The organism is Paenibacillus graminis (assembly GCF_000758705.1).
Classification (GTDB): Bacteria; Bacillota; Bacilli; order Paenibacillales; family Paenibacillaceae; genus Paenibacillus_AQ; species Paenibacillus_AQ graminis.
This window is the reverse complement of the sequence record NZ_CP009287.1, coordinates 4945026-4957274: the sequence shown is the minus strand read 5'-3', so window position 1 is coordinate 4957274 and position 12249 is coordinate 4945026. Positions and strand designations below refer to the sequence as shown.

Annotated in this window: 9 protein-coding genes; 5 read left to right on the top strand and 4 right to left on the bottom strand. The window is 56.5% G+C overall.

Annotated elements, in window-relative coordinates:
* Positions 1-39: 39 nt before the first annotated feature.
* On the top strand, positions 40-945 hold the full coding sequence (locus tag PGRAT_RS21350; RefSeq protein WP_025708821.1) for a class I SAM-dependent methyltransferase: 906 nt from the start codon (positions 40-42) through the stop codon (positions 943-945).
* 178 nt (positions 946-1123) lie between these two features.
* Positions 1124-1576, top strand: coding sequence for a GreA/GreB family elongation factor (locus tag PGRAT_RS21345; protein WP_025708822.1), 453 nt, complete (start codon positions 1124-1126; stop codon positions 1574-1576).
* Positions 1577-2133: 557 nt separating this feature from the next.
* Here PGRAT_RS21345 and PGRAT_RS21330 read toward each other — a convergent pair.
* Positions 2134-4071 carry an NAD(+) synthase gene (locus tag PGRAT_RS21330; RefSeq protein ID WP_042267204.1) on the bottom strand — a complete coding sequence of 646 codons (1938 nt, stop codon included), beginning with the start codon at positions 4069-4071 and terminating at the stop codon, positions 2134-2136.
* A 163-nt stretch (positions 4072-4234) separates the two neighbouring features.
* Between PGRAT_RS21330 and PGRAT_RS33380 the strand changes: the two genes are divergently transcribed.
* Genes PGRAT_RS33380 through PGRAT_RS21320 form a run of 3 tightly spaced genes read left to right on the top strand, consistent with a single transcriptional unit; the run spans position 4235 to position 8844 of the window.
* Positions 4235-4408, top strand: coding sequence for a hypothetical protein (locus PGRAT_RS33380; RefSeq protein ID WP_155990547.1), 174 nt, complete (start codon positions 4235-4237; stop codon positions 4406-4408).
* Positions 4409-4444: 36 nt separating this feature from the next.
* A complete protein-coding gene (locus tag PGRAT_RS21325) occupies positions 4445-5485 on the top strand; it encodes a LacI family DNA-binding transcriptional regulator (RefSeq protein ID WP_042267202.1) in 1041 nt (346 codons plus the stop codon).
* A 50-nt stretch (positions 5486-5535) separates the two neighbouring features.
* A complete protein-coding gene (locus PGRAT_RS21320) occupies positions 5536-8844 on the top strand; it encodes an alpha-mannosidase (protein ID WP_042267200.1) in 3309 nt (1102 codons plus the stop codon).
* Between the two features lie 187 nt (positions 8845-9031).
* Here the strand turns inward: PGRAT_RS21320 and PGRAT_RS21315 are convergent, their stop codons facing one another.
* From PGRAT_RS21315 to uxaC, 3 genes are all read right to left on the bottom strand, one after another.
* The gene (locus PGRAT_RS21315) at positions 9032-9874 is read right to left on the bottom strand and encodes a sugar phosphate isomerase/epimerase family protein (protein ID WP_025703629.1); all 843 of its coding nucleotides are present in this window, start codon (positions 9872-9874) and stop codon (positions 9032-9034) included.
* Positions 9875-10023: 149 nt separating this feature from the next.
* Complete coding sequence (locus PGRAT_RS21310) at positions 10024-10719, bottom strand: rhamnogalacturonan acetylesterase (protein WP_025703630.1); 696 nt, start codon at positions 10717-10719, stop codon at positions 10024-10026.
* A gap of 72 nt (positions 10720-10791) precedes the next feature.
* Positions 10792-12216, bottom strand: a complete 1425-nt coding sequence (uxaC, locus tag PGRAT_RS21305) for a glucuronate isomerase (RefSeq protein ID WP_025703631.1) — start codon at positions 12214-12216, stop codon at positions 10792-10794.
* Between the last annotated feature and the right edge of the window lie 33 nt (positions 12217-12249).

Here is a 12249-nt window from a genome sequence, read left to right as displayed (position 1 = left end):
AAGCTTGAAATTAACGATCTTGGAAAGGGATGAGCTAAAATGATTAACGATTTATTTAATGCCGATGTATGGGAAAAGGCCTGGAAAGAGGACCCGGAGGCGACGGGCAACAGGTTCAAGCAGTCGGGGATGGACATGGCACGTACCTTTGACCATAAAGCGAAGTCATTTAATGAAGAAGTGTTCAGTGAAGGGGGAAGACGCAGAAGCGAGCGGATTATCGGCTGGCTTGAAGGCCAGGGGGTCGACTTTGAAGGACTGTCTGTATTGGATGTGGGTGCGGCTTCGGGCGGGTTCACGGTTCCTTTTGCCGATAGAGGGGCGAAGGTTACCGCAGTGGAGCCGAACCTTCCATTATCCGAGCTGTTCATGGAGAATACCGCCAGGTTCGGTCCGGGACAGGTGGAGCTGGTGCGCGAGCGATTCGAACATGTGGATCTTGAGGCCAAAGGCTGGAAGGGCGCTTTCGATCTGGTCTTTGTGTCCATGTCTCCGGTGGTTGTGGATTGGGAGAGTGTGGAGAGTGTGCTAAGCTGTGCCCGCAAGTACTGCTACATCAGCCTGAATGCAGGGGACAGAGAGAACAGTCTGCTGAATGAGGTGCTTCCTTTGCTGAACGGGCATGAATCGCATGTGAAAAGCTCGGATATGGCTTATTTAACCCACTTGCTCTATCTGAAGGGATATTCGTTTGAGTCGCTGATCACACGCGAGATGAAAAGCACCGAGCTCTCCAGCGAGGAAGCGATCAAGGAGACACTGATGCTCCTGAAGCATCATAAGCTGCCCGCCGATGAGGCTGCCCGCCGGACCGTTACGGAATATGTGCACCGCACTTATCCTGACGGCAAGGTGCCGGTTCAGCAGGGGGGGCGTTTCGGCAAGGTGCTGATCCGGCTGCAGGAGCTGAATATGTACAGCAGAGCAGAAGCCGGTAAACGTTAATCTTGGCGGCAAACGGTGCTAAAGGCGGATTGGCCTTGTATTTCTGACAAAAGATGATATGTTATAGATAGATCCCCATAGCGGGATCTATTTTACTATATGGAAGGAATGAGCGAAATGAGAGGACAAGTGCAGATTTTCGAGCAAGACCGGATGAAGAAGGCGGGTGAAATCTACTATGAACCATAGTCTGATTACAGATTCCCTGCGTGAGGAACTGGTGCGCCAGCTTGTATATTTCGATGAGAATACCTATGGCATTCTGGAACGGACGGCAACGGAATCGCCTGCGGACCGTGCAGAGATCCGTGCTTTGATTGAGAAGTATCAAGCATGTGTGCAGCGTATTTTGGCCGGAGCCGGTGATGAGCTTACGCGCTCTGTGGTACTGATCGGCTCCTGGATTTCGCTGAAGATCGGCCCGGAAACGCTGACAGATGCATATCGTATTGTGATTCCCGGTGAATCCAGTCTGGATGAGTTTTCGATCTCCCTCTGGTCACCTATGGGCAGAGCGCTGCTTCTGGCTGAACCCGGTGAGACGGTAACGGTTCATACTCCGCTTGGCAGTGACCAGGTGCTTGTACTGAACAACGTCTATGGTTATGCCGCCCGTGAAACACAGCGGTAGCGTTGGCAGGTAGTGAAGAAGCAAGGCGGGGTGAGGAAGAAACAAGGCGCAGGGATGAGAAGTCTAAGCCGCCTCCGCTCCGCTTTATACTTTTGCTGGACAAGAGCGATTGATCACCCGGGCTGTATGGGGAAAAAAATAGCATGTAGGAGTAACGATGGAATCTTGATGCAGAAAGTGTTCGAAGATGCGGAGCTGAAAATAGTGAAGTGGAATGAGTATACCTAAATCCTCAGTTAAGGCACCCGCGGATAGCATTAGGGGGAATTAGTAAACTTAATTGAAGTGAATTCACTCATCATGGGGTGAATCGGCTGAATTGGATTACCTTTTTCCCACTAATGATGGTTCGGGAGCCAGATGGGCTGGATTAGGTTCACTTTTTCCACTTTACTCCCTCCCTCAGCTCCAAGTCCACTTAGGATATTTGTACTAGATTCTATCTCCATAGCCTGGCATTCTACATCAAAAACGGCTGCGCTGTCCTTATTGGACGGCGCAGCCGTTGCTGTCAGCATTCAGATACTTTCCAGGCAGTTCTCCAGCTGAGCTGAAGCTTACAGCTGCTCAACCTCACGCAGCCAAAGCGCGGCAGAAGCGTCGCTCGGCATACGCCAGTCGCCGCGCGGCGAGAGGCTGACCGTTCCGACCTTAGGTCCGTCCGGGAGGCAGGAGCGCTTGAACTGCTGGGTGAAAAAGCGGGTGACGAATACCCGGAGCCAGCTCACGAGCTGCTCTTTGGGATAGGCGTCGCCAAAAGCATGCCGGGCAAGGTAGAACATTTTGGCGGGCGAAGCGCCTGTCCGCAGCATGTAATACAGGAAGAAATCATGCACTATATAAGGCCCCAGTATATTCTCCGTAAGCTGGACAATCTCGCCCGTGGCGGATGGCGGCAGAAGCTCAGGGCTGATTCCTGTGTCGATGATGTCATAGAGCAGCTTATTCACAGTCTCGTCGGCCTCGTGATCGGCATACCAGGCGACGACATATTGGATGAGCGTCTTCGGAATGCCCGAATTGACACCGTACATAGACATATGGTCACCGTTATAGGTGCACCATCCGAGGGCAAGCTCCGACAGATCGCCGGTGCCGATCACAATGCCGCCATTCTTGTTGGCCAGATCCATCAGGATCTGCGTTCGTTCCCGGGCCTGAACGTTCTCATAGGTCAGATCGTGAACATCCTTGTCATGGCCTATATCCTCGAAATGCTGCAGGCAGGCCGCTTTGATATCCACTACCTTGAGCGAAGCGCCAAGTGCCTTGATCAGGCCGACGGCGTTGTCGTAGGTACGGTTCGTCGTGCCGAACCCCGGCATGGTGACCGCCAGCACATCGCTGGCCGGGCGGCCGAGCAGCTCCATCGCCCGCACGGCGACGAGCAGCGCCAGCGTGGAATCCAGACCGCCGGAGATGCCGATTACCGCCTGCTTGGTGCCGATGTGGCGGATGCGCTTCATCAGGCCGGAGGTCTGGATGGAGAGAATCTCCCGGCAGCGGTCGTCCCGCTGCTGCGGGTTGCCGGGAACGAACGGATTCACGGCGAGGGTGCGGACCAGCTCCCGTCCTTCAAGCAGGGCGCCCGGTGCCGCATAGAGCACCTCACGGTAGTTCCGGCCGCCCTTGCCGGCCCGGAAGGTGCCCATCACCGTGCGGGAATACTGGATTCTCGGCACATCGATGTCGGCGATGATGAGGCGGCTCTCATGGGTAAAGCGCTCGGATTCCGCGAGCATCTGCCCATTCTCGGCGATTAGCGAGTGGCCGCCGAACACGACATCCGTTGTCGATTCGCCGGTATTACAGCCGGCATAGACATAACCTGCCACACAGGAGGCGGATTGGCTGGAGACGAGCTGGCGGCGGTAGTCCGCTTTGCCCACCAGCTCATTGCTGGCCGAGGGATTGAACAGCAATGCAGCTCCGGCCTGGGCGAGCAGGCTGCTCGGAGGAACCGGAACCCAGAGATCCTCGCAGATTTCCACGCCGAAGGAGATTCCGCTGCCGCCTTCACTGGTGAAGATCAGATCATTGCCGATTGGCACAGCGGTTTCACCAATCCGCAGCTCTGATACCTCCAGCTCTTCGGCCCCGGCAAACCAGCGGGGCTCATAGAATTCACTGTAGCCGGGGATGCAGGTCTTCACTACAAGACCCAGAATTGTACCTTGCTGCAATACGGCAGCGCAGTTGAACAGCCTGCTTTTTATGGAAACGGGCAAGCCGGCAATGACGATCAGATTCCGCCCTTTGGTAGCGGCGGCGATCTTCTGCAAGGCAGCCAGTGCGGCTTCCTGCAGCACCGGCTGCAGGAATAAATCCCCGCAGGTATAGCCGGTAATGGACAGCTCCGGCAGCACCAGATATTCTACCTGCTTCTCATCCGCTTGTCCGATCACATCCATAATTTGTGCTGCATTATACCCGCAGTCAGCAACCCGCAGTTCAGGGGATGCGGCGGCGACTCTTGCAAATCCGAAATTCTGCATTTGTTTCACCTATCCTTTGTATGATGACACGTACTAATAATTAATTGTACCCATGATTTGGTGCCCGTAACAAGTAGAAAAGGCCGGATAGGGCATTAAGCCTTCTATTTTACGCTGGGGACCAAGGAGAGAACCTCAAGAGAAAGAGGCGGCAGGGCTAACAATGACTGCTGAAGAACGGGTCTCCTTTGGACAAGCCCTTGGTAAAGAGGAAGAGGCCAAGACGCTGTTCGACGGGGTCCACGCCCAAGTGGAGGAGAGCAAGCAGCAGCTTCAGGAAGCCGGAATTCTTGACCATCCCCTTGCAGCCCCTTTCCATAAAAAGGGTATACAATAGAAATAACACGTGTTATACTTTTGCCGAGGTGCTGATATGGGCAAAAAAAGAGTGACCAGCCACGACGTCGCCAAGCTGGCCGGTGTGTCCCGCAGCGTAGTCTCTGCTGTGCTGAACGGTACACCGGGCATCGGCGTCAGCGGGGAAACGCGTGAGAATGTGCTGGCAGCGATCCGCGAGCTGAACTACCATGTGGACGCCCAGGCGCGGAGCATGAAGACGGGCCGCACCATGAGTCTGGCTGCGTTCGGCGACACACGGCACCCGCTGTTCATGCGGCTGCTGGAGGGCATGCAGCGGGAATGTGAGGCGCACGGCTATCACATTCTGCTCTGCTCGCCGGGCCAGCGGCCGGACGGCGAAGCCAGGGATGAGCTGGTGGATCTCTACCACCAGCGGAAGATCGACGGCATCGTGACGCTGGATGATACCAGCTACCGCGATGAAGCATGGGCCGCCAAGGTTGGCGAGGCGGGGGTTCCTTACGTATCCGTGGAGGGCTATGCCGAGGCGGAGGGGGTATGCTCTGTGCTGGCCGACTACAAGGGCAGTGTGGAGCTGGCGCTGGATTATTTGCTGCGGCCGGGAACGCCGCAGCTCCAGACTCCGGTATATGCTGAGGTATATCATGGCGTTATCCGGAGCTGGGCGGAGCGGACGCGCCGGGACGCCTATACCCGCTGGTGCAGCGGCCGGGGCATGAATCCCTTTTCCTTCCGCCTTCCTGAACGGGAAGGGCGGGTGGACTGGGAGGAATGGCTCCTGAAGCTGGCGGATATCAGCAAGCCGCCGCCGCCGCTGCTGGTGAACTGGTCCAGCGGGGTCCCGGATTTATACCGGGCCGCCCATAAGCTGGGCCTGCAGATCGGCGAAGAGCTGCGGGTGATGGCGGCGGACAACACGATCCAGGGCCACCGGCTTAGCCTTCCGGCATTAAGCTGTGTGGAAATACCCTATGTAGGCATGGGGGAAGAAGCGGTACGGCGGGTGCTGAAGCAGATTGAAGGCGGAACAACATCGGAGGCGGGCGGTAAAATATGGCTGCCTGCAGTATTAAGGGCAGGAGAAAGCGCGTAACCGCGCTTTTTCCGGCAACATAACACGTGTTATAAGAGGAGGAAGGGCAAATGTTTTGGACCGAGGAGAAGCTGGGGGCGCGGCTGCGGGAGCTGGAAGGGTACCGTTACCGTGAAATTGCTAAGCTGAATGACTGGCTGGCAGTAGAGGATAAGGATGGAGCGAACGGAATGTACCCTCCGCAGCCTGAAGGAGACAGCAGGCTTCAGCAGGGGGATTGCTGGACCGGCCGGGATGTGTACATCTGGCTGCATCGCACTGTTGAAGTGCCTGCTGAGTGGAAGGGGAAACGTGTGGTCGGACTTTTTGACTTCGGCCGGACCGGCGGAGGCAACAACAGCGGCTTTGAGTCGCTGCTGTATCTTGACGGCAAACCTTATCAAGGGGTGGATTCCAATCATCAGGAGGTATTTCTGGAGGAGGATGCGGCGGGCCGTGCGCTGGACTTTACCTTCCGCTTGTGGTCAGGGCTGGAGGGCGGAGGCCGCCCGGTTCCGCAGGAGCACCGGATCAAGCGGGCAGAGCTGGCCTGGCTGGATGAGGCGGCGGATAATTTGTATTATACAGGCCGTGCTGCGCTATCCGCCTACAAGCAGCTTGCCGACAATCAGCCGGAGAAGCAGGGGCTGCTGATGGCGCTCAACCGGGCTTTTAACAAGCTGGACTGGTCGAAACCGGGCAGTGCAGGCTTTTACGTTTCCGTCCAGGCGGCAGAATCATTGCTGCTGGAGCAGCTGGCAATGCTTGAGTCGAAGCATCCGGTAACCGTAACCGCAATCGGCCATACCCATATCGACGTTGCCTGGCTGTGGCGGCTTACCCATACGCGGGAAAAAGCGGCGCGCTCCTTCTCGACGGTGCTCCGCCTGATGAAGCAGTACCCGGAATATATCTTTTTGCAGACCCAGCCTCAGCTGTATGCTTACATCAAAGAGGATTACCCGGAAATCTATGCCGAAATCCGCAAGCGGGTGGAAGAGGGCCGCTGGGAAGCCGGAGGCGCGATGTGGCTGGAGGCGGACTGTAATCTGACCAGCGGGGAATCACTGGTGCGCCAGATCTTGTACGGGACGAAGTTCTTCCGGGAGGAATTCGGTGCGGACTGCAAATATTTGTGGCTCCCCGATGTCTTTGGCTACAGCTGGGCGCTGCCGCAGATTTTACGCAAATCAGGCATTGATACCTTCATGACGACCAAAATCAGCTGGAGCCAATATAACCGTATGCCCCATGATACGTTTCGCTGGAGAGGCATTGACGGCAGCGAAGTGCTGACCCATTTTATCACCACACCTGAGGGGCCAGACTCCGGCGCTTGGTATTACACCTACAACGGTCTGATTGAAGCCTTCTCCGTTCAGGGCATCTGGGATCAGTACCGGGATAAGAATCTGAACCGCGAGCTGCTGCTCTCCTACGGATACGGCGATGGAGGCGGGGGAGTTAACCGCGAAATGCTGGAAATGCGCCGCCGCCTTGATAAGATGCCTGGGATTCCTGCGGTCCGGACGGGGCGGGCGGATGAGTATTTTGAACGCCTGAATGAAACGGTCCGCAGCACGGACCAGTATGTTCATACTTGGGACGGGGAGCTGTATCTGGAATACCACCGGGGAACGTACACCAGCCAGGCCTATAACAAACGGATGAACCGGAAGCTGGAGCTGCTGTACCGTGAAGCGGAATGGCTGCAGGTTCTCCTCGCTGTGGAAAAAGGCAGCTTCAGCGCCTATCCTGCGCAGCCGCTGCTGGAAGGCTGGCAGACTATCCTTCGCAACCAGTTCCACGATATTATTCCCGGCTCCTCCATCCGCGAGGTGTACGAGGATTCAAGACTGGAGTATGCAGAAGCGGAGCGGATCGGCAGCGCGGCGGCGGAGGCAGCGGCAGAGGGGCTGACCGAAAGGCTGGTTAATGGGCCGGCTGAAGAGCTGATTGGAGAGCCGGTTGAAGGACTGGCTAAAGAGCTGACTGAAGGACTAGCTGACGGGGCTGATTCCCGGCAGGAGACTGTGTACACTGTCTTCAATGGAGCATTTTTTGAGCGGACAGAGCTCGCGGCCATTCCTTTTGAAGCAGTAGGAGAAGACACGGCGTGGACCACTGCGGACGGCCAACAGTTATCTTCCCAGCTTGTTGGCGGGGAGTGGCTGATCGAGGTCCCGGCGGTTCCGATGCTCGGCAGCACAGTTATAAAGGCTGGAACTGCGGCGGCCATGGCGGTACAGGCGGGTTCTGCTGATTTTGCCGATTCTGCCGTGGGCAAGATTGAGGTACCGGAAGGCAACTCCTTAACGTCCGGCTGTCCTATTCCGTTCGAATGGCAGGATTCCCGGCTTACGACACCGTTTTATATGCTGGAATGGAACGAAGCGGGGCAGCTGAGCCGCATCTATGACCGCAGGGAACAGAGGGAAGTGCTGGCTCCAGGCGAGAACGGCAACGTGCTTCAGGTTTTTGAAGATAAACCGAAGATGTTCGATGCCTGGGATATTGACCTGTTTTATCAGGAGAAAAAGAGAGAAATCACTGACCTGCGCTCGGTAGAGCTGACCGAATGCGGCCCGCTTACGGCAGTGCTGGAATTCACATGGAAATATATGGACTCCTCCATTGTTCAGAAAGTCAAGGTGTACAGCAGAAGCGCCCGGATTGACTTTGAGACGCTGGCCGATTGGCATGAGCAGCATCAGCTGCTGAAGACCGCTTTTCCGGTAGCGGTGCGGGCTACGGAGGCTACCTATGACATCCAGTTCGGGAACGTGAAGCGGCCGACGCACTGGAATACAAGCTGGGATTATGCGCGGTTCGAAAGTGTCGGCCATCAGTGGGCAGATCTGTCCGAGCGGGGTTATGGCGTCAGCCTGCTGAATGATTGCAAATACGGTTATGACATTAAGGACCATGTGATGCGGCTGTCACTAATTAAGTCGGCAACCGAGCCTGACTGGCAGGCGGACCAGGGGGAGCACCGGTTCACCTATGCCCTGCTGCCCCACAAGGGCGACTGGGCAGCGGCAAGTACGGTTCAGGAAGCCTGGTCACTGAACAATCCGCTGCGTGTGGTCAAAGGGGGTTATTCTGCCGGTGCCGGCAAATCGCTGATTAAGACGGACTGCGGCAGCATTGCCGTTGACGCTCTCAAAATGGCGGAGAACGGCGAAGGCTTTATCGTCCGCCTGCATGAGTATACAGGCACCCGCAGCACCGTAACGCTCAGCAGCGATTATCCTGTTCATTCCTGGCAGGAGTGTGACCTGATGGAACGGCCGGTGGGTGAAGTGAAGCCCGGCGGGGCGGTTACCTGTGAAATCAAGCCGTATGAAATCAGTACTTTTATTGTGAAATTCTCCAGTTAGCTCTGGGGCAGAGAAGCTGGAAGAATTAACACATACAGCAGCAACGGGCATCCTATTCTCGCGTTAGATGCGAGGGGATGCCCGTTTGGTATGCCGCAGAGGCACAATGAGCCGGAGTCGGGTTGCGCGGTCTGCGGCACAGTTTTTTAACTACTGCTTCTTTCCGCCCCCAGTTTCCTTCAGCAGGTCAGACTTCATCATACAGCCGCTGCAGAAAATCTATACTGCCCTGCATGTAGTCCTCGGGGGTACTCTCCAGAATGCCTTGAATATGCGGCCGCTTATATTTCATGTATTGGAGCAGCGGAGCAAAGTGAAGCAGCCCTTGGCCGACAGGCACAATCTCGATCTGTCCGTTATTGACCGTGAAGTCCTTCAGGTGCAGGACAGCAATCCGGTCCCCCAGCAGCTCCAGCGCCTCCTCAATCACGGCATCCTGCTGCCGGTAATTGTCCGCGGTCATTAGATTGGCACAGTCGAAAATAATCTGCAGATTGTTGGAGGGAATCAGCGTGAGCAGCCGGTGTGCCAGCTGTGCGGTATGCAGCGGGTGATTGATCCCTGCTTCAATGCCTACCGTTACACCGAATCGCTCCGCCTCCGTCACCAAGGCCTGTACAGACATTGCTGCCTGACGAAAGGCTTCCCCGGTAAAATTCTCCGCAGTATACCCTTTGCCTACACTGCCTGTTTCGGTACCAACCAGACTGGTGCCAAAATCGCGGGCCAGGCGAAGATGGGTGCCGAATGCGTTCAAGGCCGCCTGTCTTGCGGCGGGGTCAGGATCGACGATATTTACATAGCAGCCAAGCACAGCAATCCGGACTCCTGCCTGGCGGAAGGCTTCGCCAAAATAGGCAGCGGTTCCTGGGCTTAATGCAGTCAGCGCAGGGACACTTTCGGGAAAGGATTTATGTACAGCGAGCTGAATATGCGAAAAACGATACCTGCTAAGCTTGGCGGTCAGCTCCGGCAAAGGCAGCCGGCCAAAATCATGGGCGCGTACACCTAAATGAAGCGGGGCAGCCATGATAAAAACCTCCTTGTAACCTAATAAGGATTCTATATGCTAAGTTGTATAGAGTAACTAGGGCAGCCAACGCGAAATGCGATGTTTCTCTCCTCTGATGATCGGCGGAGTCCACGGGAGCCTTACGTTGCCGGCAGGCGCTCTGCGGGTCAAAGCCCCGGCCAGCGCAAGTATGCCTGCAAAGCAGCCAGCTCTGCCGACTGCGAGATCGCCACGGCGGTCAGGTTAGCTATGCGGGCGGCGCCTTCTTTGCAGAAATGCGTGTCATCCGTAATGCCCTGTGGATAATTGGGATGCCCGTTTGCAGGCAGATGCATGAACAGCTGCCGCGAACCATCCACTCCCAGCACGCGGTACAGCTGCTGGGAGGAGGCAAAAATATCAAGCAGCGGTGTACCGGTCTGCGCTGCGACCTCGCGCACCGCTTCCGGGTACAGCCCGACCGCGAGCGGGTCAGGTTCGCCGCCTGCGGTGAACCGGCGGCGGCTGACCGAAGTCAGCAGAACAGGGTATCCGCAGCGGCTGCGGGCGAATTCAATGAACGTGAGCAGATTCCGGCGGTACTCCGTAGCGGGATCAGTATAACGGGCAGGGTCCTCTACCTTCTGGTCATTGTGTCCGAACTGGATCAGCAGGTAGTCGCCGCGCCGGAAGTCCTTGCCGATATCCTCAAGCCGTCCTTCCGCCAGGAAGGAACGGGAGCTGCGTCCATTAATCGCCCGGTTATCTACAGCAATATCAGGGCTGAAATGCTCCTGAAGGAATTCTCCCCAGCCGGCCATCGGCTTTTCGCCTCCGCCCTTCTGTGCGGCGGTGGAGTCACCCGCGATATACAGGGTAGGCATAATATACTTCCTTTCCTGATACTTGGTGTCTTTAATTGTTATCTTATAAAAGGACGGCGTCCACGCTTCTGTCTAGCTGTGCTGCATCTTGGCTGCACTGCGTGATTCAAAGCCAAAGTAGCCGGCTGCATTGTTGTAGGCAATATCCTCCACCAGCTGTCCGAGCAGGGCCTGGTCGTCCGGCGCTTCACCGCGCCCGGCCAATTCGCCCAGCAGCTCACAGAGCACGCGGCGGAAATACTCGTGGCGGGTGTACGAGAGGAAGCTGCGCGAGTCGGTCAGCATGCCGACAAAGTTGCCCAGCAGGCTGTTGTCGGCAAGCAGGGTCAGCTGGCGGCGCATCCCGTCGCGGGTATCGTTGTACCACCAGCCGGAGCCGAGCTGGAGCTTGCCTGCGGTGTCCTTTTGATAGCAGCCCATGAGCGCAAGCAGGGCGGGGTAATCTCCAGGATTCAGAGAATACAGGATGGTCTTCGGCAACCCCTTGCCGCATTCGGCCCGGTCCAGCAACTGCGAGAGCGCCTCGGCCAAAGACAGGTCGTTAATTCCGTCGTAGCCGGTATCCGGCCCAAGGCGCTGGAACATCGGCGTATTATTGTTGCGGAACGCGTGCAGGTGCAGCTGCATGGTCCAATTGTTATCATGGTACATTCCAATCAGCTCCGACAGCAGCTCAGTCCGGTAGACTGTAATTTCTTCCGCTGACAACTCCGCGCTTCCCAGACGTTTGGCGAAAATCTGTTCCAGCTGTGATGCTTCGTTAGCGGCCTGATAACGCAGCACATCCAGCGCATGGTCGGACAGCCGGCAGCCGTTCTGATGGAAGAAATCCACACGGCTCCGCAAGGCTGCGACGAGGGAAGCATAAGAGGTTACCGATATACCGGATGCCTCCTCCAGCCGGGCCAGCCAAGCCGGAAATCCTTCGGCACCGATATTGAGCGCTTTGTCGGGGCGGAAGGTAGGGAAGACCTGAAACTCAGGCTCGGACTCCTTCAGCAGCCGGTGATATTCCAGCGAATCTGCCGGGTCATCCGTGGTGCAGATCATTGTGACATTCGAATTCCGGATCAGGCTCCGCCGGGTATACGCAGGCTCAGCAAGCTTACGGTTCACTTCCTCCCAGATCGCAGGAGCGGAAGCCTCGTTCAGCGTCTCGTTAATCCCGAAGAAACGGCGCAGTTCCAGGTGGGTCCAGCTGTACAGCGGGTTCCCGACAGCCTTGGGGAGCGTACGGGCCCATGCCAGGAACTTGTCATAATCGGAAGCCTCTCCGGTAATATGGGATTCCGGAATCCCGTTGGCCCGCATCAGCCGCCATTTGTAATGATCCCCGGCCAGCCAGGCCTCGGTCAGGTTGCGGAACGCCTTGTCTTCATAGATTTCCTTCGGGTCGAGGTGGCAGTGGTAATCGATAACCGGCATGGTTTTGGCATGATTATGAAAGAGCCTGCGCGCCGTTTCGCTGGTCAACAGAAAATCGTCATTTAAAAACATTGCAATTCTCCCTTTGCTTGGATTTGATTAGGA